Origin of the sequence: Serratia sp. AS12, from assembly GCF_000214195.1 — a bacterium.
Taxonomy (GTDB): domain Bacteria; phylum Pseudomonadota; class Gammaproteobacteria; order Enterobacterales; family Enterobacteriaceae; genus Serratia; species Serratia plymuthica.
The window spans coordinates 4,094,403-4,118,165 of record NC_015566.1 but is presented as its reverse complement, the minus strand read 5'-3'; the positions used below and the strand labels follow the sequence as shown (position 1 = coordinate 4,118,165).

At 56.6% G+C, this 23,763-nt stretch carries 23 protein-coding genes; 20 read left to right on the top strand and 3 right to left on the bottom strand.

Translation table 11 applies throughout. The annotated features are described in order from the left end of the window. Window positions 1–790 precede the first annotated feature (790 nt). The 5 genes from SERAS12_RS19195 to glnB all read left to right on the top strand — a co-directional run bounded on the left by SERAS12_RS19195 (window position 791) and on the right by glnB (window position 6,550). The gene (locus SERAS12_RS19195; protein WP_013814167.1) at window positions 791–2,227 is read left to right on the top strand and encodes a HAMP domain-containing sensor histidine kinase; all 1,437 of its coding nucleotides are present in this window, start codon (window positions 791–793) and stop codon (window positions 2,225–2,227) included. Between the two features lie 3 nt (window positions 2,228–2,230). Continuing rightward, complete coding sequence (gene qseG / locus SERAS12_RS19190) at window positions 2,231–3,103, top strand: two-component system QseEF-associated lipoprotein QseG (protein ID WP_013814166.1); 873 nt, start codon at window positions 2,231–2,233, stop codon at window positions 3,101–3,103. Beyond that, window positions 3,100–4,437 (top strand): two-component system response regulator GlrR, encoded by a 1,338-nt coding sequence (gene glrR, locus SERAS12_RS19185; RefSeq protein ID WP_013814165.1) that lies wholly within the window; start codon window positions 3,100–3,102, stop codon window positions 4,435–4,437. Before qseG ends, glrR begins: the two co-directional genes overlap by 4 nt. Before the next feature lie 129 nt (window positions 4,438–4,566). Next, window positions 4,567–6,189, top strand: a complete 1,623-nt coding sequence (locus tag SERAS12_RS19180; protein WP_004952129.1) for an NAD+ synthase — start codon at window positions 4,567–4,569, stop codon at window positions 6,187–6,189. 22 nt (window positions 6,190–6,211) lie between these two features. After that, the gene (glnB, locus tag SERAS12_RS19175) at window positions 6,212–6,550 is read left to right on the top strand and encodes a nitrogen regulatory protein P-II (RefSeq protein WP_004847623.1); all 339 of its coding nucleotides are present in this window, start codon (window positions 6,212–6,214) and stop codon (window positions 6,548–6,550) included. Between the two features lie 51 nt (window positions 6,551–6,601). On the opposite strand, the gene hmpA is transcribed toward glnB, so the two are convergent. Next, a complete protein-coding gene (gene hmpA, locus SERAS12_RS19170; protein WP_013814164.1) occupies window positions 6,602–7,792 on the bottom strand; it encodes an NO-inducible flavohemoprotein in 1,191 nt (396 codons plus the stop codon). A gap of 374 nt (window positions 7,793–8,166) precedes the next feature. Between hmpA and glyA the strand changes: the two genes are divergently transcribed. Continuing rightward, a complete protein-coding gene (gene glyA, locus SERAS12_RS19165; RefSeq protein ID WP_013814163.1) occupies window positions 8,167–9,420 on the top strand; it encodes a serine hydroxymethyltransferase in 1,254 nt (417 codons plus the stop codon). Between the two features lie 154 nt (window positions 9,421–9,574). Further along, the gene (locus tag SERAS12_RS19160; protein WP_013814162.1) at window positions 9,575–10,726 is read left to right on the top strand and encodes a 3-phenylpropionate MFS transporter; all 1,152 of its coding nucleotides are present in this window, start codon (window positions 9,575–9,577) and stop codon (window positions 10,724–10,726) included. On the opposite strand, the gene csiE is transcribed toward SERAS12_RS19160, so the two are convergent. Continuing rightward, a complete protein-coding gene (gene csiE, locus SERAS12_RS19155; RefSeq protein ID WP_013814161.1) occupies window positions 10,723–11,988 on the bottom strand; it encodes a stationary phase inducible protein CsiE in 1,266 nt (421 codons plus the stop codon). The two genes, SERAS12_RS19160 and csiE, sit on opposite strands and share 4 nt — an antisense overlap. Before the next feature lie 178 nt (window positions 11,989–12,166). Between csiE and SERAS12_RS19150 the strand changes: the two genes are divergently transcribed. Both SERAS12_RS19150 and SERAS12_RS19145 read left to right on the top strand, forming a co-directional pair. Further along, entirely contained in the window at window positions 12,167–12,802 is a 636-nt protein-coding gene (locus SERAS12_RS19150) for a DUF1007 family protein (protein WP_370576167.1), read from the top strand. After that, window positions 12,793–13,815: a nickel/cobalt transporter gene (locus SERAS12_RS19145; RefSeq protein WP_013814159.1), complete on the top strand. Its 1,023-nt coding sequence runs from the start codon at window positions 12,793–12,795 to the stop codon at window positions 13,813–13,815. Before SERAS12_RS19150 ends, SERAS12_RS19145 begins: the two co-directional genes overlap by 10 nt. Window positions 13,816–13,879: 64 nt before the next feature. Here the strand turns inward: SERAS12_RS19145 and suhB are convergent, their stop codons facing one another. Next, window positions 13,880–14,683, bottom strand: a complete 804-nt coding sequence (suhB, locus tag SERAS12_RS19140; RefSeq protein WP_013814158.1) for an inositol-1-monophosphatase — start codon at window positions 14,681–14,683, stop codon at window positions 13,880–13,882. Between the two features lie 119 nt (window positions 14,684–14,802). Between suhB and trmJ the strand changes: the two genes are divergently transcribed. The 11 genes from trmJ (at window position 14,803) to sseB (ending at window position 23,757) form a co-directional block, all read left to right on the top strand. After that, a complete protein-coding gene (gene trmJ / locus SERAS12_RS19135; RefSeq protein WP_006327339.1) occupies window positions 14,803–15,537 on the top strand; it encodes a tRNA (cytosine(32)/uridine(32)-2'-O)-methyltransferase TrmJ in 735 nt (244 codons plus the stop codon). 194 nt (window positions 15,538–15,731) lie between these two features. Further along, window positions 15,732–16,226: a Fe-S cluster assembly transcriptional regulator IscR gene (iscR, locus tag SERAS12_RS19130; protein WP_006318200.1), complete on the top strand. Its 495-nt coding sequence runs from the start codon at window positions 15,732–15,734 to the stop codon at window positions 16,224–16,226. 54 nt (window positions 16,227–16,280) lie between these two features. Then, window positions 16,281–17,495, top strand: a complete 1,215-nt coding sequence (locus SERAS12_RS19125; RefSeq protein ID WP_013814157.1) for an IscS subfamily cysteine desulfurase — start codon at window positions 16,281–16,283, stop codon at window positions 17,493–17,495. Window positions 17,496–17,519: 24 nt separating this feature from the next. Then, on the top strand, window positions 17,520–17,906 hold the full coding sequence (gene iscU / locus SERAS12_RS19120; protein ID WP_004952090.1) for a Fe-S cluster assembly scaffold IscU: 387 nt from the start codon (window positions 17,520–17,522) through the stop codon (window positions 17,904–17,906). A 55-nt stretch (window positions 17,907–17,961) separates the two neighbouring features. After that, window positions 17,962–18,285, top strand: a complete 324-nt coding sequence (gene iscA / locus SERAS12_RS19115; protein WP_004952089.1) for an iron-sulfur cluster assembly protein IscA — start codon at window positions 17,962–17,964, stop codon at window positions 18,283–18,285. Between the two features lie 63 nt (window positions 18,286–18,348). Next, window positions 18,349–18,870 (top strand): co-chaperone HscB, encoded by a 522-nt coding sequence (hscB, locus tag SERAS12_RS19110; protein WP_013814156.1) that lies wholly within the window; start codon window positions 18,349–18,351, stop codon window positions 18,868–18,870. 26 nt (window positions 18,871–18,896) lie between these two features. Beyond that, window positions 18,897–20,747: a Fe-S protein assembly chaperone HscA gene (hscA, locus tag SERAS12_RS19105; protein ID WP_013814155.1), complete on the top strand. Its 1,851-nt coding sequence runs from the start codon at window positions 18,897–18,899 to the stop codon at window positions 20,745–20,747. A gap of 2 nt (window positions 20,748–20,749) precedes the next feature. Further along, the gene (gene fdx, locus SERAS12_RS19100; protein WP_013814154.1) at window positions 20,750–21,085 is read left to right on the top strand and encodes an ISC system 2Fe-2S type ferredoxin; all 336 of its coding nucleotides are present in this window, start codon (window positions 20,750–20,752) and stop codon (window positions 21,083–21,085) included. Window positions 21,086–21,117: 32 nt separating this feature from the next. Further along, window positions 21,118–21,318, top strand: coding sequence for a Fe-S cluster assembly protein IscX (iscX, locus tag SERAS12_RS19095; RefSeq protein WP_006327336.1), 201 nt, complete (start codon window positions 21,118–21,120; stop codon window positions 21,316–21,318). A 223-nt stretch (window positions 21,319–21,541) separates the two neighbouring features. Further along, complete coding sequence (gene pepB / locus SERAS12_RS19090; protein ID WP_013814153.1) at window positions 21,542–22,837, top strand: aminopeptidase PepB; 1,296 nt, start codon at window positions 21,542–21,544, stop codon at window positions 22,835–22,837. An 89-nt stretch (window positions 22,838–22,926) separates the two neighbouring features. Continuing rightward, entirely contained in the window at window positions 22,927–23,757 is an 831-nt protein-coding gene (gene sseB, locus SERAS12_RS19085; protein WP_013814152.1) for an enhanced serine sensitivity protein SseB, read from the top strand. Window positions 23,758–23,763 lie beyond the last annotated feature (6 nt).

Here is a 23,763-nt window from a genome sequence, read left to right as displayed (position 1 = left end):
GTCTCTAAAAAGAGACATTTAACTCATTGATTTATAATGATGAAAAATTAATTGGCTTAAGTTGTCGGTTTTTGGCGACAAGGTGGCTATTTTTTAATCGACCCATAATGGGTTAATTTGAACTTATAGACTGTATTTTAATTTATTTTTCAATGTATTCATTGTGTTAATAAATGTGTTGAAAAGTTGGCACGCAAAGTGCATTATTATCCTCAGTTGCTCATTCAACTTTTTATGATGGCCCCGTATTTAGACGGAAGTTTGCCTCATAAGCCTCCGAATGATGCCTAAGAAATGGTGCCTATCGTCCAACCAAACCGATAACAGACGCGCAAGCGGCTTTATCAAGCATCGGGCGACACGTGGAGTGAGGCACCGCCTGTATCCAACTGTGATGAGTGTTCATCAATCCCGGATACTTATGGATGCTATTCGTCCTGTTCGATGCCAGCCTTGTGCTACATCACCCTGGGGACGAGATTCAAGGGCATCCACACTTTCTTGCGATGGGGCAGTCCTGCCCCAGCGTCAAATACCCTTCATACTTGAAGTTGCATCTGTGTTGACTGCGCTTGTGCGCCCCAGTCACTTACTTGAGTAAGCTCCTGGGGACTTACAAGCTTGTCGCCTTGACGCAACTCCAATTATTTTGGGTATAGACGATAGGTCCAAACACAAACTCCTCATCCTCACAGCTCGATTCCCCCTATTTTCCTGACGCTCCGCTGAACGCCGGGCTTTCCTCTCACCGGTGACTCGGTTAGCATCGAAGCAGATGAGAGACAATGAGATGATTTCGTTGAAAAGATGGCGTTTATTCCCCCGCTCGCTGCGTCAGTTGGTCCTGATGGCGTTTCTGCTGGTGCTGCTGCCGCTGCTGGTGCTGGCTTATCAGGCTTATCAAAGCCTGGATCATCTCAGCGCGCAGGCGGCGGATATCAACCGCACCACGCTGGTGGATGCGCGGCGCAGCGAGGCGATGACCAGCGTGGCGCTGGAGATGGAGCGCAGCTATCGTCAGTATTGCGTGCTGGTAGATCCCACCCTGGAGCGGCTGTACCAAAATCAACGTAAGCAGTATTCGCAGATGCTGGACGCCCATGCGCCGATCCTGCCGGATGAACGCTATTATCAAACGTTGCGCAGCCTGCTGACCCAGCTCGCTGCGATTAAATGCCAGAGCAGCGGGCCGGACAAACAGGCATCGACGCTGCTGGAGTCTTTCTCGCGTTCCAACGCCGAGATGGTGCAAGCTACGCGCGCCGTAGTGTTCTCGCGCGGGCAGCAGTTGCAGCAGGCGATTGCCGAACGTGGCCAGTTCTTCGGCTGGCAGGCGCTGATGTTGTTTCTGGTCAGCGTGCTGCTGGTGGTGCTTTTCACCCGCATGATTATCGGCCCGGTGAAAGCGGTGGAGCGCATGATCAACCGTCTGGGGGAAGGGCGGGCGCTGGGCAGCACCGAGTCGTTTAAAGGCCCGCGTGAGCTGCGTTCGTTGGCGCAACGCATCATCTGGCTGAGTGAGCGCCTGGCGTGGCTGGAGTCGCAGCGGCATGAGTTCCTGCGCCATATCTCGCATGAATTGAAGACGCCGTTGGCCAGCATGCGCGAGGGGACTGAACTGTTGGCAGACGAAGTGGCCGGCCCGCTGACCTCCGATCAGAAAGAAGTCGTGACTATTCTCGATAACAGCAGCCGCCACCTGCAACTGCTGATAGAGCAACTGCTGGATTACAACCGTAAACTGGCCGATGGCCCGGCGGAACATGAGAATGTTGAACTGCGCGATATGGTCGAGTTGGTGGTCGCTGCGCACAGTTTGCCGGCCAGGGCGAAAATGATCCGCACCGAGATCACATTGGATGCGGAAATCTGCTGGGCAGAGCCTACGCTTTTAATGCGCGTGCTGGATAATCTCTACTCCAATGCGGTGCACTACGGCAAGGAATCCGGTAACATTTGGATTCGCAGCCGTCAGGTTGGGCAACGGGTGCAGATTGATGTCGCCAACAGCGGCACGCCAATCCCCGAGGCCGAGCAAACCATGATTTTTGAGCCTTTTTTCCAGGGTAGCCACCAGCGAAAAGGGGCGGTAAAAGGAAGCGGTCTGGGGTTGAGCATCGCTCAGGATTGTATCCGCCGGATGCGCGGTGAATTGCAGCTGGTCGAAGTCGCCGGCGCAGACGTCTGCTTCCGCATTGAATTGCCATTAACCGCCGAGAATGAATAAATAATGTACACATGGTCTAAACGCCTTCGTCTATTGCAGACCGAACGTTCACCGCGTGCCACGCAGAGCGCGCCACTCGGCAAGCGTCGTCTTTCCTTTTTAGGCAGCGTTCTTTGCATGCCGTTTTTGCTGGCAGGCTGCGTCGATCGTGCGGTCAGCAGCGGCCTGAGTCAGCAGCAGCAAGAAGCGATCCCGGACACCAAAGTGGTGGATTACCGCATCGCAGCCTGCGATACCCTGTGGCAGCTCGACGACAAAGACGCGTTGAATAATTCACTTTACTGGCTGCGCGCGATGGATTGCGCCGATCGCGTAGGGTCGACCCAGGCGCGCTCGCTGGCGAAAACCCTGCCTGGCGACAGCTGGGACGGTATTTTCAAGCAAAGTATTCTGCTGGGTAGCGCCGAGCCGACGTCGGGCGAACGCCGCCAGATGATCGATCGTCTGAACAGTTACCGCCTGGCGTTCCCAAGCTCCTTGCGCCCGTTGCTGCAACTGTGGCGTCAGCAGCAGGTTCTGCAGATCACCTTGTTCGATGAAAAGGCGCGTTATCAGCACCTGCAGGAAAGTTCGGACGGCCAGATAGATGCGCTGCGCCAGAGCCAGATCCGCTTGCAGGCCCAGTTACAGGATACTTCGCGCAAGCTGGAGAATTTGACCGATATCGAACGTCAGCTCTCCTCGCGCAAGCAGTTACAGGGCGAAATCCCGGATAACGGCGCGACACAGCAAAAAACCGACGCCGCAGATAAAAATGCCGCGTCGGCCAAGGCCGCAGAGCCGGAAGCCGAACCGGAAAAGGGCACCGCCCTGCCGGTGGATCCGGAAGATACCTACGCGCCGCCCCCCGCTAACAAGGAGTCTCACGCGCGATGACAGCACGCAAACCGGCCAATCTGTTATTGGTTGACGACGATCCCAGCTTGCTCAAGCTGTTGGGTATGCGCCTGACCAGCGAAGGTTTTCATGTCACCACCGCCGAAAGCGGCCAGGAAGCGCTGCGCCTGTTGGGGCGTGAACAGATTGATCTGGTAATCAGCGATCTGCGGATGGACGAAATGGACGGCATGGCGCTGTTTGCCGAAATTCAAAAGCACCAGCCTGGCATGCCGGTCATCATCCTCACCGCCCATGGTTCGATCCCGGATGCGGTAGCCGCCACTCAGCAGGGCGTGTTCAGCTTCCTCACCAAACCGGTGGATCGCGATGCGCTGTACAAGGCCATAGATGAAGCGCTGTCGCTTTCGCTGCCGGCCGGTGACGACAGCTGGCGCGAAGATATCGTCACCCGCAGCCCGATTATGCTGCGCCTGCTGGAGCAGGCGAAAATGGTGGCGCAGTCCGACGTCAGCGTGCTGATCAATGGCCACAGCGGCACCGGTAAAGAAGTGTTGGCCCAGGCGATCCACGGTGCCAGCCCGCGCGGCAAAAAGGCGTTTATCGCCATTAACTGCGGCGCCTTGCCGGAACAACTGCTGGAGTCTGAGCTGTTCGGTCACGCCAAAGGGGCGTTTACCGGTGCGGTCAGCAGCCGTGAAGGGCTGTTCCAGGCGGCGGCGGGCGGCACGCTGTTCCTCGATGAGATCGGCGATATGCCGCTGTCGTTGCAGGTTAAACTGCTGCGCGTGCTGCAGGAGCGCAAGGTGCGCCCGCTGGGCAGCAACCGCGATCTGGACATCGACGTGCGCATTATTTCCGCCACCCACCGTGACCTGCAAAAGGCGATGGCGAAAAACGAGTTCCGCGAAGATCTCTACTACCGCCTGAACGTGGTGAACCTGAAGATCCCTGCGCTGAATGAACGGGCTGAAGATATTCCGCTGCTGGCCAACCATCTGCTGCGTGAATCCGCCAAGCGCCACAAGCCGTTTGTCCGCAGCTTCTCTTCCGACGCCATGAAGCGCCTGGTGACCGCCACCTGGCCGGGCAACGTGCGCCAACTGGTGAACGTGATCGAGCAGTGCGTGGCGCTGACGTCTGCGCCGGTGATCAGCGAAGCGCTGGTGGAGCAGGCGCTGGAAGGGGAAAATACCGCGTTGCCGACCTTCGTCGAGGCGCGCAATCAGTTTGAATTGCACTATCTGCGCAAGCTGTTGCAGATCACCAAGGGTAACGTAACCCAGGCCGCACGCATGGCGGGGCGCAACCGTACCGAGTTTTATAAATTGCTGTCGCGCCACGAGCTGGACGCCAACGATTTTAAAGAATGATATTTTCCGCCATGGCCTGCGCGCGCAGGTTCTCAACAAACGTGGCGGAATGATTTACACTCCGTTCTCTTTGTCGTGGCATGACCGGGCGTAGAGAACCATGGAACGTATTAAGCAGGATCCTAAACAATGAGCAGATCACTTTCCATCGCATTGGCCCAGCTGAATTTGCTGGTCGGTGACATTGAAGGCAACACCGAACGCATGTTGCAAACCGTGCAAGAGCAGCAGAAGGCGGGAGCCGATCTGGTCATGTTCACCGAGCTGGCGCTGTCCGGTTACCCGCCGGAAGACCTGCTGTATCGCGACGATTTCTACCAACGTTGCGACGCGCAGCTTCATCGCCTGCAGCAGGCGTCCACCGATGTGGCGATCCTGGTTGGCCACCCGTGGCGCGAAGGCGACAAGCTGTATAACGCGTTGTCGCTGTTCTCTGAAGGGCAACTGTTGGCGCGCTATTTCAAGCAACAGTTGCCGAACTACGGCGTCTTCGATGAGAAACGCTACTTCCACGCCGGCAACGAAACCTGCGTGGTGAACCTGAAAGGCTATCGTCTGGGCCTGCTGATTTGCGAAGACCTGTGGTTCCCCGAACCGGTCGATGCTGCCAAGGCCGCCGGCGCCGAAATGATTTTGTCGATCAACGCCTCGCCGTACAATCGCGAGAAGCCGTATATCCGCAAGACGCTGATGGCCGGCCATTGTCAGCGCACCCACCTGCCGCTGGTGTATCTGAACCAGATCGGCGGGCAGGATGAATTGATTTTTGACGGTTGCTCGAAGGTGTTCGACGCGGCCGGTAACATGACCCACCGCCTGGCGGCGTTTGCCGAGCAGGTGACGCTGTTGAGGTTCAACGAACTGGACGTGGTGCCGATGACCGCACCGGCCGCCGAGTTGCCGCAACTGGCGCAGGTCTATGAAGCGCTGGTGCTGGCGGTGCGCGATTACGTGACCAAAAACGGTTTCAAGGGCGCGGTGTTGGGGCTGTCTGGCGGTATCGACTCGGCGCTGACGCTGGCGATTGCCGTCGATGCTCTGGGTAAAGACAAGGTCCAGGCGCTGATGATGCCGTTCCGCTACACCGCGGATATCAGCATCGCCGACGCCAAGGAAGAGGCTGAAATTCTCGGTGTCGAGTTCGATATCGTCTCCATCGAACCGATGTTCGACGCCTTTATGGGCCAGCTGACGCCGATGTTTGCCGGTACCGAACGCGACACCACTGAAGAAAACCTGCAGGCGCGCTGCCGCGGTGTGGTGCTGATGGCATTGTCCAACAAGCGCCGCAGCATCGTGCTGACCACCGGTAACAAAAGCGAGATGGCCGTGGGCTACGCCACGCTGTATGGTGATATGGCCGGTGGCTTTGACGTACTGAAGGATGTGCCGAAAACGCTGGTGTTCAAACTGTCCGAATACCGCAATACCGTCTCCTACGTGATCCCGCAGCGCGTTATCGATCGTCCGCCGTCCGCCGAGCTGGCGCCGGATCAGGTCGATCAGGACAGCCTGCCGCCGTACGACATTCTGGATGCGATTCTGGAAGGTTACGTCGAACGTGATAAGTCGGTTGCCGATCTGGTGGCAGAAGGCTTCGACGAGGCGATCGTGCGCAAGGTTATCCGCCTGGTGGATATCAACGAATACAAGCGGCGTCAGGCCGCAGTCGGGCCGCGTATTACCGCCCGCAATTTCGGCAAAGACCGCCGCTACCCAATCACATCCGGCTTTGGCCGAAAAAATTGGTAATTTTGGTAATTAAGGAAAGAAGATGAAAAAAATTGACGCGATTATCAAGCCGTTCAAACTGGATGACGTCCGCGAGGCTCTGGCCGAAGTCGGCATTACCGGTATGACCGTGACCGAAGTGAAAGGCTTTGGCCGCCAGAAAGGCCACACCGAGCTGTACCGTGGCGCGGAGTACATGGTCGATTTTCTGCCGAAGGTGAAAATTGAGATTGTCGTGGCCGACGATATCGTCGATACCTGCGTGGAAACCATCATGCAAACCGCGCAAACCGGTAAAATCGGCGACGGTAAAATCTTCGTCTTCGACGTGGCGCGCGTGGTGCGTATTCGTACCGGCGAACAGGACGAAGAAGCTATCTGATCCAACATAACGGCGGGGCGCGGTGCTGTTCACAGACCGCGCCCCGTTTGATTACAGTACCTTATGCGGGCCGAAGCATTCGTAATGGATGCGATCGGCGTTCACGCCCATTTCCAGCAGCTGTTTGCCAACATGCTGCATAAACGGCACTGGGCCGCAGAAGTAATAATGCATCTGTGGATCGTCGAGCGTTTCGCGCAGTGCGCTGAGGTCCATCAACCCGCGGCTCTGATAATCGCGGCCTTCCACGTCGTCGGTGCCCGGCTCGCGGTACCAGACGTGACGGCTCAGGTTTGGCATGCGGCTGGCGATATCCGCCACTTCATCTGCAAAGGCGTGAACGTTGCCGTTTTCCGCTGCATGCAACCAGTGCACTTTCGCCTGATGTTGACTGTCGTGCAGGGTATTGAGCATGCCGAGCATGGGCGTTTGGCCTACGCCGGCGGAGATCAGGGCTAGCGGGGTGGTTGGCTGCACGTCAAGGAAGAAATCCCCGTGCGGCGGCGCCAGATAAAGCACATCGCCCTCTTTGGCCTGCTGGTGCAGGAAATTCGAGACCTTACCTTGATCTTCACGCTTCACCGCGATGCGGTAGTATTCGCCGTTCGGCGCGGTGGTCAGTGAGTATTGGCGGATTTCCTGATTTTCCATGCTGTCGTGATTGATATAGACCGCCAGATATTGCCCCGGCTTGAAGTCAATCACGCGGCCGCCGTCTACCGGCGCCAGCACGAAGCTGCAAATCACATCGCTTTGCGGCTGCTTTTTGACAATGCGGAAAGCGCGCCGTTCGCGCCAGCCGCCATTCGCGTTTTCACTTTCCTGATAAATCTGGCCTTCACGCTGGATAAACACGTTCGCCAATACGCCGTAGGCCTTGCCCCAGGCATCCAGTACTTCCTGGCCTGGGCTGAACATTTCGTCCAGCGTCGCCAGCAGGTGGCCGCCGACAATTTGATACTGCTCCGGCTGGATATTCAGGCTGGTGTGTTTCTGGGCAATACGCTCTACCGCCGGCAGCAACGCCGCCAGATTTTCGATATTGGCGGCGTAGGCGCAGATCGCATCGAACAACGCCTGGCGTTGATCGCCGTTGCGCTGGTTATTCATGTTGAAAACATCTTTCAACTCAGGATTGTGTTCGAACATGCGATCGTAGAAATGAGCGGTCAGTTTAGGCCCGGTTGCAGCCAGCAGGGGAATCGTGGATTTTACGGTGGCGATGGTTTGGCTATCCAGCATGGTAGCGCTCCTTTGACTTCAATTATTGGAATACTCATAAAGATGCATGTTAAATGCATCTTTAGATTTGCGCAAATACTAGCGATTTCCGCCGGGGCTGTAAATACCCTTATTCTTGTTGCGGCGTTGTTAAGCGACGATCCCGCTCACAGAACATGAAAAAAACGCATTCTCAGCATGAGTAAAAATCCGTTGCCGGATGGCGTGATTTATCGGATCAAAGCCTTGCAGCGCGTCATGCCAATCGTTTGCGTAAAAACCTCTGTCAAGACCTATCCTCGGTAGGGGAAAACAGTTTACACTGTTGCCCAGAACCCAACCGGGTAGTTATTTGGTGATTTTTTAGTTAGCCGATTTAAGTCAGGAGATGCCGGATGTTAAAGCGTGAAATGAACATTGCCGATTATGATGCCGAACTGTGGCGTGCAATGGAGCAAGAAGTCGTGCGTCAGGAAGAGCACATTGAACTGATTGCGTCTGAGAACTACACCAGCCCACGCGTAATGCAGGCTCAGGGTTCCCAGTTGACCAACAAATACGCTGAAGGCTATCCGGGCAAGCGTTATTACGGCGGCTGCGAATACGTGGATATCGTTGAGCAATTGGCCATCGACCGTGCTAAAGAGCTGTTTGGCGCAGATTACGCCAACGTTCAGCCGCACTCCGGCTCCCAGGCTAACTTCGCCGTCTACACCGCGCTGCTGCAGCCGGGCGACACCATTCTGGGCATGAACCTGGCGCACGGCGGCCACCTGACCCACGGTTCACCGGTCAACCTGTCCGGCAAGCTGTACAACGTGGTGCCTTACGGCATCAACGAAAAAGGCGAAATCGACTACGACGATCTGGCCAAGCAAGCGCAGACCCACAAACCAAAAATGATCATCGGCGGCTTCTCAGCCTTCTCCGGTCTGGTTGACTGGGCAAAAATGCGTGAAATCGCAGACAGCATCGGTGCTTACCTGTTCGTTGACATGGCGCACGTTGCGGGCCTGATCGCCGCCGGCGTTTATCCGAACCCGGTTCCGCACGCGCACATCGTCACCACCACCACCCACAAAACCCTGGCGGGTCCGCGTGGCGGCTTGATCCTGGCGAAGGGCGGTGATGAAGATCTGTACAAGAAGCTGAACTCCGCCGTATTCCCTGGCGGCCAGGGCGGCCCGCTGATGCATGTGATTGCCGGTAAAGCGGTAGCGCTGAAAGAAGCGATGGAGCCTGAGTTCAAGGTTTACCAGCAGCAAGTCGCCGATAACGCCAAAGCGATGGTGAAGGTGTTCCTGGAGCGCGGCTACAAAGTGGTCTCCGGCGGTACTCATAACCACCTGTTCCTGCTGGACCTGGTTGACAAAAACCTGACCGGTAAAGAAGCTGACGCAGCCCTGGGCCGCGCCAATATCACCGTGAACAAAAACAGCGTGCCGAACGATCCGAAGAGCCCGTTCGTTACCTCTGGCATACGTATCGGTACGCCGGCTGTGACCCGCCGTGGCTTCAAAACTGCTGAAGTGACTGAGTTGGCCGGTTGGATCTGCGACGTGCTGGACAACATCAACGATGAAGCCACCATCGAACGCACCAAGAAGAAAGTGCTGGAGATCTGCGCCCGCCTGCCGGTCTACGCATAATTCTGCTTTCTCTTTAAAAACCCGCTTCGGCGGGTTTTTTTATGCCTGTACCGGCAAACTGTGAACTGCTTAGCACTCTATCCCCTTGATCGTGAATGAGCGTTGCTCGCGAGTGTGAGCTCTGTCAAAGTATCGCCTACACACCGGAGGGATCATGGTTCTGCAATCAACGCGTTGGCTCGCTCTCAGTTATTTCACCTACTTCTTTTCTTATGGCATCTTCTTACCGTTTTGGGGCGTTTGGCTGAAAGGCGAAGGCATCGCGCCTGAAACCATTGGTCTGCTGCTCGGTGCCGGTTTGGTTGCGCGTTTCCTCGGCAGTTTGCTGATCGCTCCCCGGGTTAAAGATCCTTCCCATCTGGTGACGGCGCTTCGCCTGTTGGCGTTGCTGACGTTGGCCTTCGCCGTGGGGTTCTGCTTCGGCAACGGCTGGGGTTGGCTGATGCTGGTGATTGCCGGCTTCAACCTGTTCTTCTCGCCGTTGGTACCCTTGACCGACGCGTTGGCCGCCACCTGGCAAAAACAAATCACCATGGACTACGGCCATGTCAGGCTGTGGGGTTCGCTGGCGTTTGTGATCGGTTCGGCGCTGACCGGGCAAATGGTGTCGGTTTGGGGCCATAACGCCATTCTTTACAGCTTGATCCTCAGCGTGCTGGCGATGCTGTTGGGCATGATGCTGAAACCGAGCGTGATGCCGCAGGGGGAGACGCGTACCCAAAGCGGGCCAGACCGCTCATTGCGTGAAATGCTCAAGGAAGGGCCGGTCTGGCGTTTCCTGTTGTGCGTTACGTTGCTGCAGGGCGCGCATGCCGGCTATTACAGCTTTGGCTCTATCTACTGGCAGGAGGCCGGCTACTCGGCTTCGACGATTGGTTATCTGTGGTCGCTGGGCGTGGTGGCGGAAGTCATTATTTTCGCCAGCAGCAATTTCCTGTTCCGCCGCTGGAATGCGCGCAATCTGCTGTTGCTTTCCGCCTGCTGCGGGGTGCTGCGCTGGAGCCTGATGGCTTACAGCACCGAACTGGGCTGGCTGCTGGTGATCCAGATCCTGCATTGCGGCACCTTTACCGTTTGCCATCTGGCGGCGATGCGTTTTATCGCTGCACGCAAAGGGCCGGAGGTGATCCGGTTGCAGGCGATTTACTCGGCGCTGGCGATGGGGGGCGGTATTGCGATTATGACGGTGATTGCCGGCTTCCTGTTTGAACATCTGCAGGGCGGGGTATTCTGGGTGATGGCGGCGGTGGCGGTGCCGGCGTTGTTTATTCGCCCGCCGGCCGTTGCGGTCAGCGGCAACCGTTAAGTCGTTTCCAGCAGCGCGCGGATGGCTTTGCGCTGCTGGCGTTCTAACGGCAATTCGGTATAAATCAGCGGCGGTTGCGGTTCACTGTGTACCGCCGCATAAGGGCTGATCACCAGCGTGATACCCTGCGGCGCGCCGGAGCGCAGGTAATCGCGCAGCGGCAGATACTTGATATTTAATGGCAACAGCGTTAATTCGCGGATCTGATATTCCACTTCCTCTTCCAACTGCGGGTTGTCCAGCGTCAGTAACAACACCTGCTTTTCCTGCAGCGCATTACCCTGCATCAGCCAGGCGCCGAAACTGATGGCCACCAACCCCGCTTCCTCACTGGAAAAACGAATTTCATATTCCTGTTCGAGCGGCGCCAGCGCGTCCTGAGTGGTGCGCATCAGACGCGGGTACTTGCGTACCACTTCTTCCAGCAGCAGGTTGTCGATGCCGATGTCAAAACGACAGCGCTCGACCGCAGGCGCCAGATGGGCGAACAGCTGGCTGATCAAATCCTCTTTACTGCTGAAGGTCATGCCGGAAATCTGCTGGAAGCGCTCGACCATCTTTTCAATCGCTCTCATTAACCGCAGATCTTCCTCAGAGTCGTTGCTGTGGTAGCTGTGGTTTTTCAGCATGGTGAACATCAGTACCAGAAAGTCGCTTTCGCTGGCCTTGGGCTGCAGGGCGAAAAGCTGGTTCAGCGATTGATGCAGCAAGCTGGCTGCCTGATGTTCCGGTTTCTGATGCAGCCACTCTCGTTGCGCGGGGGTGAATACCGGGTGCCGTTGGCGCTGGGCTTCCCAGGCGCAGTAACACAGGTAGTGCTGCAGAAATTGGCGATCGCGTTGATCGAGGGTACGGTTGAGCAACGGTTCACAACTGTTGATGTAACTTTCCAACTGCGGCGAGGGAGCGGAGTTTACCGCCAGCGCCTGGTGCAGCCAGGGGGCAAAATGTTGGTCAATAAACACCGGACTACAGCGCAGGGCTCTGCGCAACCAGTGGAGCAGGCAGAGGCGTTGGTTGAGCGCGCTTCCCTTGAGCCGGTAACCTTCGTCGGAATTGCCGACGAGCTCCAGATGGTGGAAACGCTGGATTTCACTGGCAACCTCGGCTATATCTTGCCGGGCAGTAGGGTGGTCGACGCCGTTGATTTGGCTGATAGTCTCCAGTTGTACAGCGGGCACCGGCGCATACAGCATCAATAACAGATGACAGCGCCGTTGTTGACCGGAGAGCTCAGGCACAGGAGCAGTGTCCAGGCTCATATCACCTTCTGGCAGGTAACGTTTAAATTATGAATAAGCATAGCAAAAGGCTGTGCTGCGGCGCGGCTTCGGCACCCGGTTTTATTTCGGCTTACCACTTTCGTCACAATTATTGTGCCGATTAACGGTGGTTGAAGGTTGGTTAATGTTACTTTATAACAATAATGAGTATCGTTTGATGATGAAGTTACGTTTTATTGTGGCCGGTTTTTTAGCGTTGTTCAGCGCCGGCGTTGTTGCACACCCGCACAGCTTCATTGATATGAACACCACCTTCGTGGCGAAAGATCAAAAGTTGGTCGGCTTGAAAATGGTTTGGGTAATGGATGAAATCACCTCGGCGGATCTGCTGTACGATGCGCAGAACGCGAAAAGCGACTCGGAAGTGTGGAAAAAGCTGGCGGCGGAAGTGATGGCCAACGTGCTCGGTCAGCACTATTTCACCGACGTGTATCGCGACGGCAAGCCGGTGAAATACCTGAATCTGCCGACCGAATACCACTTGTCACGTCAGGGGCATCAGGCGGTGCTGGAGTTTGTGTTGCCGCTGGCCGAACCGCAGCCGCTGGCAGGCAAGCCGTTTGAAATCTCCACCTACGATCCCACCTATTTTGTCGATATGACTTACAAAGACCAAACGGCGCTGCATCTGCCGCCGGAAATGGCGCCACAGTGCAAGTTCAGCCTGATGACGCCGAAGCCGGATTCCTCCTTGCAGGCTTACGCATTGTCCCTCGATAAGAACGATGCACCCAGCGAAGATATGGCGCTGGGGCAACAGTTCGCGCAGCGGGTCACTTTGCAATGTCAATAAATCTCAGCCAGAACACTGCGCGTAAGCGGCACTGGGCCTTCAGCCTGTGGCCGCTGCTGCTGTTTGCGCTGTTGCTGGCGTTGGCCGCTCAAGTGGCGTGGCACTACTGGCCGCAGCTGCTGATGCAAAGCGTGGTGTGGCAGAAGGGGCTGCATCAACAATTGGCCGGTCTGTTGCAGCAGGTAAAAGCCGCCCCCCAGCAGGCCGGGCTGGCGTTGACGCTGTTTAGCCTGAGCTATGGCGTGCTGCATGCACTTGGCCCCGGTCACGGCAAGGTGGTGATCGCCACCTATCTGGCCACCCACCCGGCGCGGCTGAAAAGCAGCCTGAAACTGACCTTTGCCGCGTCGCTGGTTCAAGGGCTGGTGGCTATCGCGTTGGTGACTCTGATGCTGGTGGTACTGCAATTATCCTCCCGCCAACTGCATCAGAGCAGTTTCTGGCTGGAGAAGGGCAGTTTTATTTTGGTCATGCTGCTGGGCGTGCTGCTGAGCTGGCGGGCGCTGAAACGCCTGTATTACGCGGTGAAAGCGCTACGTCCGTCACCGGCGCTGCGCATCAATAGCCTGCAACCGCTGCCGACTCATCATGTTCACAGCGAACACTGCGGCTGCGGGCACCGCCATTTGCCGAGCGACAGCGAATTACAGGCGGGCAGTGACTGGCGTACGCAAACCGCCATCGTGCTGGCGATGGGCATGCGCCCCTGTTCGGGGGCGATACTGGTGCTGCTGTTTTCCAAGGTGATTGGCGTATTCACCTGGGGCGTTATTTCCGCGTTGGCGATGGCGCTTGGCACGTCGCTGACCATTTCATTGTTGGCCTTGCTGGTGCATTACAGCCGCCGGTTGGCGGTGCGCCTCAGCCGTTCGCGCGCGCCGGCCGCCTGGAGCGCCGTTGCCTGGGGATCGCTGGCATTGGCCGGTGGCTTGATTCTGCTGTTCGCCGGATTGCTGCTGTATGCCAGCGCTCAGCCGGAGTTCGGTGGCGGTATCCGGCCTTTCTCCCGCTGAAAGGCATAAAAAAAGCGCTGCAATAAATTGCAGCGCTTTTTCTTTATTCACTCACTTCGCGATATTAACGCTTCAGCGCTTCGCTCAGTTCTTCACGCATGGTAGAAAGCATGGCTTTCACTACGCGCGGGTTACCTGCAACCACGTTGCCGGAGCTGAAGTGGTTATGGCCGCCAACAAAGTCGGTCACCAGACCGCCAGATTCGCGTACCAGCAGTTCGCCGGCAGCAAAGTCCCACGGCTTCAGACCAATCTCGAAGAAACCGTCAACGCGGCCGGCGGCCACATAGGCCAGGTCCAGCGCGGCGGAGCCGGTGCGACGGAAGTCTGCACACTGAGTGAACAGTTTGCCAACCACGTTGATGTAAGGGGTTGCGTGCTGTTTAACCTTGAATGGGAAGCCGGTTGCCAGGATGGTGCCATCCAGATCTTTGGCATTGGTGCCGCGCAGGCGGTAGCCGTTGAGCTGTGCGCCTTGGCCGCGGGCAGCGGTAAAGAGTTCGTTGCGCATTGGATCGTAAACCACGGCCACTTCAGTACGGCCTTTGATGCGTACGGCGATGGAAACGGAGAAGTGTGGGAAACGTTTAATGAAGTTTGAGGTGCCATCCAGTGGATCGATCACCCATTGTACATCCTGATCTTCGCCGACCAGCTCACCGCGTTCTTCGGTAATAATAGTGTGTTGCGGATAAGACTTGCGGATCACGTCGATGATCAGATGCTCTGCATCGCGATCGACGTTAGTGACAAAGTCATTGGTCCCTTTCTGGGTCGCTTCTACAGCGTCCGGGGTTTCGTAGTTTTTGGCAATCAGGTTACCGGCCTTGCGCGCAGCGCGCACGGCGATAGTCAGCATCGGATGCATGGGTATCTTCCAACTAGGATGTTAAAGAACAGGAAACGGCGCGAAGTATAGCAGCTGTTCGGCAAAATGCCTATGGCTGTGTTAAGATGCTGTGATTTTCCGCTACGCTCAGAGTTTGTATGCTGCACAACATCCGCATTGTTCTGGTAGAAACCTCCCATACCGGTAACATGGGCTCGACCGCTCGAGCCATGAAAACCATGGGGTTAACCAACCTTTATCTGGTTAACCCGCTGATAAAACCTGATTCGCAGGCGATTGCCCTGGCCGCAGGCGCCAGCGACGTGATCGGCAACGCCACTATCGTTGACACCCTTGATGACGCTATCGCCGGCTGTAGCCTGGTGGTCGGCACCAGCGCGCGTTCACGCACTTTGCCGTGGCCGATGCTGGAACCGCGCGAATGCGGCGTACGCGCCGTGCACGAAGGCGAGCACGCGCCGGTTGCGCTGGTGTTCGGTCGCGAACGCGTTGGCCTGACCAACGATGAGCTGCAAAAGTGCCATTATCACGTCGCCATTCCCGCCAACCCGGATTACAGCTCGCTGAACCTGGCGATGGCGGTGCAGATCCTGGCTTATGAAGTGCGCGTGGCTTATCTCGATCGCCAGCAAGTGGGGGCGCCGCAGTTGGAAGAAACGCCTTATCCTCTGGTGGACGATCTCGAACGTTTCTATCAGCACCTGGAACAAACTCTACAGCACAGCGGCTTTATCCGCCCGGCACATCCGGGGCAGGTAATGAGCAGATTGCGCCGTTTATTCACCCGAGCGCGGCCGGAAGCTCAGGAGCTGAATATCTTGCGTGGCATGCTGACGTCGATAGAGAAACAGGATAAACATCAAGGTAATTAATTTGATGTGGCGTAACGACCGGTAATAATAGTATTAGTTATCCAATGGTTATAACATGTATTTTATATACTTTTGGTATGACTCAGGACGAAATGTGCTAATACTTGAGTAAATTACTAGGTTAAATAGTTGACTGATTTACTCGGGAATGTCAGAATTTCGGCCATGTTTCACCAACAGGTAACCATTTAGCTATGAGACTGACATCCAAAGGCCGTTATGCCGTAACCGCTATGCTTGACGTGGCATTGCACTCCCAGGAAGGGCCCGTTCCTCTGGCGGATATTTCTGAGCGCCAAGGGATTTCGCTCTCTTATCTGGAACAATTATTCTCCCGTCTGCGTAAAAATGGCCTGGTGGCCAGCGTGCGTGGGCCGGGCGGTGGTTATCTGCTGGGGAAAGACGCAAGTGAGATCGCCGTTGGCGCTGTCATCACTGCCGTCGATGAATCGGTAGATGCAACTCGTTGTCAGGGTAAAGAAGGCTGTCAGGGTGGCGATCGCTGTCTGACTCATACCCTGTGGCGCGATCTGAGTGAGCGCATCAGCGGGTTCCTGAACAACATTACGCTGGCAGAACTGGTGAACAACCAGGAAGTGCTGGTGGTGGCGGACCGTCAGAACAACGATACCCGTCGCACGGCCAACGGTCGTCCGCAAGAAACTATCAACGTTAATCTGCGCGCATAAGCAGCTGGCGATATTTTTTTAGTTTTTGGAAGTGATGTACGGAGCACAAGAGCAATGAAATTACCGATTTATCTCGATTACTCAGCAACGACGCCGGTTGACCCGCGCGTTGCCGAGAAAATGATGCAGTTTTTGACCCTGGACGGGACTTTCGGTAACCCGGCTTCCCGTTCCCACCGCTTTGGGTGGCAGGCGGAAGAAGCGGTAGATATCGCCCGTAACCAAATTGCTGAACTGGTTGGCGCTGACCCGCGTGAAATCGTGTTCACTTCCGGAGCGACCGAATCCGACAACCTGGCGATTAAAGGTGCGGCCAATTTCTATCAAAAGAAAGGCAAGCACATCATCACCAGCAAAACCGAACACAAAGCCGTGCTGGACACCTGTCGTCAGCTCGAGCGTGAAGGGTTTGAAGTGACCTACCTGGCGCCGCAGAGCAACGGGATTATCAGTCTGCCGGCTCTCGAAGCCGCCATGCGTGAAGACACCATCCTGGTATCGATCATGCACGTGAACAATGAAATCGGCGTGGTGCAGGATATCGAAGCTATCGGCGAGATGTGCCGTGCGCGCGGTATCATTTACCACGTTGACGCTACCCAGAGCGTGGGCAAACTGCCTATCGATCTGAGCAAGCTGAAAGTCGATCTGATGTCGTTCTCCGGCCACAAAATCTATGGCCCGAAAGGCATTGGCGCGCTGTACGTGCGTCGTAAACCGCGTATTCGCATCGAAGCCCAGGTTCACGGCGGCGGTCACGAGCGCGGTATGCGTTCCGGCACCCTGCCTGTGCACCAGATCGCCGGTATGGGCGAAGCCTACCGTATCGCCAAAGAAGAGATGCCGACGGAAATGGCGCGCTTGCGTACGCTGCGCGATCGTCTGTGGAACGGCGTGAAAGATATGGAAGAAGTGTATCTGAACGGCGACCTGGAGCATGGCGTTCCAAACATCCTCAACGTCAGCTTTAACTACGTTGAAGGTGAGTCGCTGATCATGGCGCTGAAAGACCTAGCCGTCTCTTCAGGTTCCGCCTGTACCTCCGCTAGCCTTGAACCCTCCTACGTGCTGCGCGCGCTGGGGATGACCGACGAGTTGGCGCATAGCTCGATCCGTTTCTCTCTGGGGCGTTTTACCACGGAAGAAGAGATCGATTACACCATTCAACTGGTGCGTAAATCCATCGGCCGTCTGCGCGACCTGTCTCCACTGTGGGACATGTTCAAGCAGGGCGTGGATATCAACAGCATCGAATGGGCACATCATTAATTCTCAGGATTCAGGAGCAAGGTCATGGCTTACAGCGAAAAAGTAATCGATCATTATGAAAACCCACGTAACGTGGGCTCGTTTGACAACGAAGATCCTACCGTCGGTAGCGGCATGGTGGGTGCACCGGCCTGTGGCGACGTGATGAAGCTGCAGATCAAAGTCAACAATGAAGGCATCATCGAAGACGCCCGCTTCAAGACTTACGGCTGCGGTTCCGCCATCGCCTCCAGTTCGCTGGTGACCGAATGGATGAAAGGCAAGTCTCTTGATCAGGCCGAAGCGATCAAAAACACTCAGATCGCCGAAGAACTGGAATTGCCGCCGGTTAAAATTCACTGCTCTATTCTGGCTGAAGATGCCATCAAAGCAGCGATCGCCGACTACAAGAGCAAGCACAGCGCCAAGTAATTATTTCTGAGTCATTTAGCCCAACCTTGGTTGGGCTTTGAAGTGTGAGGTTGTGATGTCAATTACCATGAGCGACAGCGCTGCGCAGCGTGTTCAGGCATTTATGAATAACCGCGGCAAAGGTCTCGGTCTGCGTCTGGGGGTAAGAACCTCCGGCTGCTCCGGGATGGCGTACGTGCTGGAATTTGTTGACGAAATGAACGATGACGACATCGTTTTTGAAAACAAAGGCGTCAAGGTGATCATCGACGGCAAGAGCCTGGTCTACCTTGACGGCACAGAGCTTGATTTCGTTAAGGAAGGCCTGAACGAAGGCTTCAAGTTCAACAACCCCAATGTCTCAAGCGAGTGCGGCTGCGGCGAGAGTTTCAACGTCTGACAGTCCCATCAAGCTCCCCCGCCGGCGCGGGGGAACTTCATCCGATAAAGCTCAGAGCACGCTATGGATCACTTTACTTTATTCGGGCTGCCAGTTCGCTATTCCGTGGACGGCGGCCTGCTTGCCTCTCGCTATCAGGATCTGCAGCGCCAATTCCATCCCGATCGCAATGCCCTCCAGCCAGAACGCGAACGCCTGATGGCGTTGCAGCAGGCGGCGACCATCAATGAAGCCTACCAAACGCTGAAGCACCCATTAAAGCGCGCGGAGTATATGCTATCTTTGCACGGTTTTGATTTGGGTAATGAGCAGCACACGGTGCGCGATACCGCGTTCCTGATGGAACAGCTGGAACTGCGTGAAGAGCTCGATACCATTGAACGCAAAGCGGATGCAGAAAGCCTGCTGGCCGCTTTTAGCTCGCGGGTGAACGAGACGGTCAAACAGCGCAGTGCGATGATGGTGCAACAGTTGGATAGCCAGCAGTGGTCTGACGCCGCCGACACCGTGCGTAAGCTGCGCTTTTTGGACAAACTCCAGCAACAGGTTGAACAACTCGAAGAAAAACTGCTGGGTTTTGAGTAATACATTCTGATTGTGGAAGCTTCAATATGGCCTTATTACAAATTAGCGAGCCTGGCCTCAGCGCCGCACCGCACCAGCGCCGCCTGGCTGCCGGTATTGATTTAGGCACCACCAATTCTCTGGTCGCCACGGTACGCAGTGGGCAGGCGGAAACGCTGGCCGACGCGCAGGGGCGCGATTTATTGCCCTCGGTGGTGCACTATCAGACTGACGGGTTGCGCGTAGGTTGGGAAGCGCGCCAGCAAGCGGCGCAGGATCCGGCCAATACCATCAGCTCGATCAAACGCATGATGGGCCGCTCGCTGGCCGACGTTCAGCAGCGTTACCCGAACCTGCCGTACCAATTCCAGTCCAGCGATAACGGCCTGCCGATGATCGTCACCGCCGCCGGTCTGGTGAATCCGGTAGGCGTTTCCGCCGACATTCTCAGGGCACTTTCCACTCGCGCACAAGCGGCGCTGGAAGGGGAGCTCGACGGTGTCGTGATCACCGTTCCCGCTTATTTTGATGATGCACAGCGCCAGGGCACCAAAGACGCAGCGCGTCTGGCCGGCCTGCATGTGCTGCGCCTGCTGAACGAACCGACCGCTGCGGCGATTGCCTATGGCCTGGATTCTGGTCAGGAAGGCACCATTGCGGTTTATGATCTGGGCGGCGGGACCTTTGATATTTCCATTCTGCGCCTGAGTCGCGGGGTGTTTGAAGTGCTGGCCACCGGCGGGGATTCTGCGCTGGGCGGTGATGACTTTGACCACCTGCTGGCCGACTGGTTGCGCGAGCAGGCCGGCGTGGCCGATCGCAGCGATCACGGTGTCCAACGTCAGTTATTGGATGCGGCTATCGCCGCCAAAATTGCGTTGAGCGATGCCGACAGCGTCAGCATCGACGTGGCCAACTGGCAAGGCGAAGTGACCCGCGCACAGTTCGATGCGCTGATAGCGCCACTGGTTAAACGCACCCTTATGGCCTGCCGCCGAGCTCTAAAAGACGCCGGTGTCAGCGCGGAAGAGGTGCTTGAAGTGGTGATGGTGGGCGGCTCCACTCGCGTGCCGCTGGTGCGTGAGCAGGTGGGTGCGTTCTTTGGCCGCACGCCGCTGACGTCTATCGATCCGGACAAAGTGGTCGCCATCGGCGCGGCGATCCAGGCCGATATCCTGGTGGGTAACAAGCCGGACAGCGACATGCTGTTGCTGGATGTGATCCCGCTGTCGCTCGGTCTGGAAACCATGGGCGGTCTGGTCGAGAAAGTGATCCCGCGCAACACCACCATTCCGGTGGCGCGCGCGCAGGAATTCACCACCTTTAAAGACGGCCAGAGCGCGATGATGATCCACGTGTTGCAGGGTGAACGTGAGCTGGTGCAGGATTGCCGCTCGCTGGCGCGCTTCTCGCTGCGAGGTTTACCGCCAATGCCTGCCGGGGGCGCACATATCCGCGTTACCTTCCAGGTGGATGCGGACGGCCTGCTGAGCGTCACGGCGATGGAGAAATCCACCGGCGTTGAGGCTTCGATCCAGGTGAAGCCGTCTTATGGCCTGTCCGACGGCGAGATCGCCGACATGATCAAAGACTCGATGGCCAATGCGCACAGCGACGTTGGCGCGCGCATGCTGGCGGAACAGCGGGTAGAGGCATCGCGGGTGCTGGAAAGCCTGCAGGGTGCCCTGGCCAGCGATGCCGCCTTGCTGAGCGAAGCTGAAAGCGCGGCTATCGACGCTGCGGTGGAAGGCCTGCAACAGGCGACGCAGGGCACCGATCCTGCCGCCATTGAAGCCGCAATTAAAACATTAGATGCACAAACGCAAGATTTTGCCGCGCGCCGTATGGATGCTTCCATTCGCCGCGCGCTGGCTGGCCATTCTGTGGATGAGGTTTAATCATGCCTAAAATTGTTTTCCTGCCCCATCAAGATCTCTGCCCGGAGGGGGCTGTACTGGAAGCCGAGCAAGGAGAGTCGATCCTTAACGTTGCCTTGCGCAACGGGATTGAAATCGAACACGCCTGCGAGAAATCCTGCGCCTGTACCACTTGCCACTGCATCGTGCGCGAAGGCTTTGATTCGCTTGATGAGAGCAGCGAGCTGGAAGACGACATGCTGGACAAGGCCTGGGGTCTGGAGCCGGAAAGCCGCCTGAGCTGTCAGGCGCTGGTCGCCGATGAAGACCTGGTGGTAGAAATGCCGCGTTATACCGTTAACCATGCGCGTGAGCATTAATTGCTAGTCGCGGCGCAGAGCTGGAGATCATAATGGGACTGAAGTGGACCGACAGCCGTGAAATCGGCGAAGCCCTGTACGACCAATACCCGGATACCGATCCGAAAACCGTACGTTTTACCGACATGCATCAGTGGATTTGCGATCTCGAAGAGTTCGACGATGATCCTCAGGCTTCCAACGAAAAAATACTGGAAGCGATTCTGCTGGTCTGGTTAGATGAAGCGGAGTAAATAGCGTAACGGGCTGCCTTGGGCGGCCCGTTTATTTTGTATCCGACATACCCGTCGTCTTTCAAACTGCAGCGTTGTTACCTGCACGATCACACCCCAGTCACTTACCTGAGTAAGCTCCTGGGGATGAGATCGCTGGCCGCCTAGCTGCAATTTGAAATCCATAGGGTATGCAATAAAGCCCTAATGAAATAATAAAGGGAACATCCGGAGTGAGAAGGCTATGACAACTGAAATTATGCTGGTAACGCTGTCGCACCAACCTGCCGACGCTCGCTGGGGCGAGAAAGCGTTGCTGAGCACCAATGCGGAAGGGATGACCATTCACCTGACCGGCAACGATAAACTGGGCAGCGTTCAGCGCGCCGCGCGTAAAATCGACGGTCAGGGCATCAAAAAAGTGAAGCTGGCCGGTGAAGGCTGGGATCTGGAAAACAGCTGGGCATTCTGGCAGGGGTTCCGTGGGCCGAAAGGCAAACGCAGCGTTGAGTGGGCAGAACTGCCGGAAGCCGACCGTAAAGAACTGGAACAGCGCCTGAAGATTGTTGACTGGGTGCGCGACACCATCAATATGCCGGCAGAAGATCTGGGACCGGAGCAACTGGCCACCCGCGCCGTCGATCTGCTGTGTGATGTCGGCTGCGATGCCGTCAGTTACCGCATCACCAAGGGTGAAGATCTGCGCGAGCAGAACTACGCGGGCCTCCACTCCGTGGGCCGCGGTTCCGATCGTTCCCCCGTGCTGCTGGCGTTGGATTTCAACCCGACCGGCAACCCGGATGCGCCGGTCTTCGCCTGCCTGGTGGGGAAAGGCATTACTTTTGACACCGGCGGTTACAGCCTGAAGCAAAGCGCTTTTATGGACTCGATGAAGTCCGACATGGGTGGTGCAGCCACCATTACCGGCGCACTGGCGCTGGCTGCCGCTCGCGGCCTGAAGCAGCGCGTGAAGCTGTTCCTGTGCTGTGCCGACAACATGGTCAGCGGCAATGCCTTCAAACTGGGCGACATCATTCGCTATCGCAACGGCAAAACCGTTGAGGTGATGAATACCGATGCGGAAGGGCGTTTGGTGCTGGCCGATGGCCTGATTGACGCTTGCGAGCAAAATCCCGAGCTGATTATCGACTGCGCCACCCTGACCGGCGCGGCGAAAACGGCGGTAGGTAACGATTACCATGCGCTGTTCAGCTTTGACGATGCGTTGGCGCAGGAACTGTTGACCAGCGCGGCGGCGGAGCAAGAACCTTTCTGGCGCCTGCCGCTGGCCGAGTTCCACCGCAGCCAATTGCCGTCCAATTTTGCCGAGCTGAACAACGTGGCAGGCCCGGCTTACACCGCCGGCGCCAGCACCGCGGCTGCCTTCCTTTCGCATTTTGTGAAAAACTATCAGCAAGGCTGGTTGCACATCGACTGTTCCGCGACCTACCGCAAAGGCGCGGTGGATCAGTGGTCCGCCGGCGCGACCGGTCTGGGCGTGCGGACTCTGGCTAATCTGCTGCTGAGCAAAGCCAAATAATTGAAAGCCCGCAGCAGCGGGCGGTAGAATATGGTTTATCCTCGGGGCCCAGCATGCTGGGCCCCGTTATTTAATTGCTGGAGTTTGCCATGAGTTCCCATCATCACGATGCCGCCCCAGGCGAGAACGAACTTGAACGTCTGCTGAAGCTGGCGGTGACGGAGCCGGCCCATCGCCCGGCGTTTTTCCGCGAGTTGCTCGATGCCACGGTATTGATTCTCGGCGACAGCGATCAGGTGCAGCAGGACGGCGATATTACGCTGAATGCCGATACTCCGGTGAATATCCAGCACTGGGAAAAACAGGACGGCGGCAGCATCATTCCGTTCTTCTCCTCGCTGGAAGCGTTGCAGAAAGCCGTCGAAGATGAACAGCCGTTTATCGCCATGCCAGCGCGGGTGTTGTTCGAGATTACCGAAGGCGCGGATCTGTTCCTTAACCCGAAAGCCGAGTACGGCAAAGAGTTCTACCCCGAGGAAGTCGCGATGTTGCTGGCTACCGGCGGCGTAGCCAAGCCTGCGGAACGCTATATCGACAAGGATACCCAGATCCTGTTGGGCCAGCCGGAAGAATATCCGTCCGCGATGGTGGATGCGTTGACCACGCTGTTCAGCCAGCGCAAACCGGTACGCCGCGCGTTTCTGGCGCTGATGCATGATCAGGCGGTGGATGAAAAGCCTAACCTGCTGGTGGGGTTGGAAGTGGATGGCGATCAAGGGGATATCGAAGCCTTGATCAACGAAGCCGGCAGCGTGGCCAGCGAAACGGCGCCCAACGACGAACCGGTAGATTTTTGTCTGGTGTCGGAAAAAGAGCGTGGGGTCAGCCATTATCTGATCACCCATACTCAACCTTTCTATCAGCGCCGTTGGGGCAGTTGGTTGCGTAACATCATTCCTTCCACAGACAAAACGCAGTAACCCTTC

What these genes read in the sequence shown, in the direction of transcription:
- hmpA (WP_013814164.1), bottom strand. Translation starts at nt 7,792, where the DNA reads ATGCTGGATAGCCAAACCATCGCCACCGTAAAATCCACGATTCCCCTG.
- fdx (WP_013814154.1), top strand. Translation starts at nt 20,750, where the DNA reads ATGCCTAAAATTGTTTTCCTGCCCCATCAAGATCTCTGCCCGGAGGGG.
- SERAS12_RS19160 (WP_013814162.1), top strand. Translation starts at nt 9,575, where the DNA reads ATGGTTCTGCAATCAACGCGTTGGCTCGCTCTCAGTTATTTCACCTAC.
- hscA (WP_013814155.1), top strand. Translation starts at nt 18,897, where the DNA reads ATGGCCTTATTACAAATTAGCGAGCCTGGCCTCAGCGCCGCACCGCAC.
- iscA (WP_004952089.1), top strand. Translation starts at nt 17,962, where the DNA reads ATGTCAATTACCATGAGCGACAGCGCTGCGCAGCGTGTTCAGGCATTT.
- qseG (WP_013814166.1), top strand. Translation starts at nt 2,231, where the DNA reads ATGTACACATGGTCTAAACGCCTTCGTCTATTGCAGACCGAACGTTCA.
- SERAS12_RS19195 (WP_013814167.1), top strand. Translation starts at nt 791, where the DNA reads ATGATTTCGTTGAAAAGATGGCGTTTATTCCCCCGCTCGCTGCGTCAG.
- iscR (WP_006318200.1), top strand. Translation starts at nt 15,732, where the DNA reads ATGAGACTGACATCCAAAGGCCGTTATGCCGTAACCGCTATGCTTGAC.
- suhB (WP_013814158.1), bottom strand. Translation starts at nt 14,683, where the DNA reads ATGCATCCGATGCTGACTATCGCCGTGCGCGCTGCGCGCAAGGCCGGT.
- iscX (WP_006327336.1), top strand. Translation starts at nt 21,118, where the DNA reads ATGGGACTGAAGTGGACCGACAGCCGTGAAATCGGCGAAGCCCTGTAC.
- SERAS12_RS19145 (WP_013814159.1), top strand. Translation starts at nt 12,793, where the DNA reads ATGTCAATAAATCTCAGCCAGAACACTGCGCGTAAGCGGCACTGGGCC.
- csiE (WP_013814161.1), bottom strand. Translation starts at nt 11,988, where the DNA reads ATGAGCCTGGACACTGCTCCTGTGCCTGAGCTCTCCGGTCAACAACGG.
- sseB (WP_013814152.1), top strand. Translation starts at nt 22,927, where the DNA reads ATGAGTTCCCATCATCACGATGCCGCCCCAGGCGAGAACGAACTTGAA.
- SERAS12_RS19180 (WP_004952129.1), top strand. Translation starts at nt 4,567, where the DNA reads ATGAGCAGATCACTTTCCATCGCATTGGCCCAGCTGAATTTGCTGGTC.
- iscU (WP_004952090.1), top strand. Translation starts at nt 17,520, where the DNA reads ATGGCTTACAGCGAAAAAGTAATCGATCATTATGAAAACCCACGTAAC.
- glyA (WP_013814163.1), top strand. Translation starts at nt 8,167, where the DNA reads ATGTTAAAGCGTGAAATGAACATTGCCGATTATGATGCCGAACTGTGG.
- hscB (WP_013814156.1), top strand. Translation starts at nt 18,349, where the DNA reads ATGGATCACTTTACTTTATTCGGGCTGCCAGTTCGCTATTCCGTGGAC.
- SERAS12_RS19150 (WP_370576167.1), top strand. Translation starts at nt 12,167, where the DNA reads ATGATGAAGTTACGTTTTATTGTGGCCGGTTTTTTAGCGTTGTTCAGC.
- glrR (WP_013814165.1), top strand. Translation starts at nt 3,100, where the DNA reads ATGACAGCACGCAAACCGGCCAATCTGTTATTGGTTGACGACGATCCC.
- SERAS12_RS19125 (WP_013814157.1), top strand. Translation starts at nt 16,281, where the DNA reads ATGAAATTACCGATTTATCTCGATTACTCAGCAACGACGCCGGTTGAC.
- trmJ (WP_006327339.1), top strand. Translation starts at nt 14,803, where the DNA reads ATGCTGCACAACATCCGCATTGTTCTGGTAGAAACCTCCCATACCGGT.
- pepB (WP_013814153.1), top strand. Translation starts at nt 21,542, where the DNA reads ATGACAACTGAAATTATGCTGGTAACGCTGTCGCACCAACCTGCCGAC.
- glnB (WP_004847623.1), top strand. Translation starts at nt 6,212, where the DNA reads ATGAAAAAAATTGACGCGATTATCAAGCCGTTCAAACTGGATGACGTC.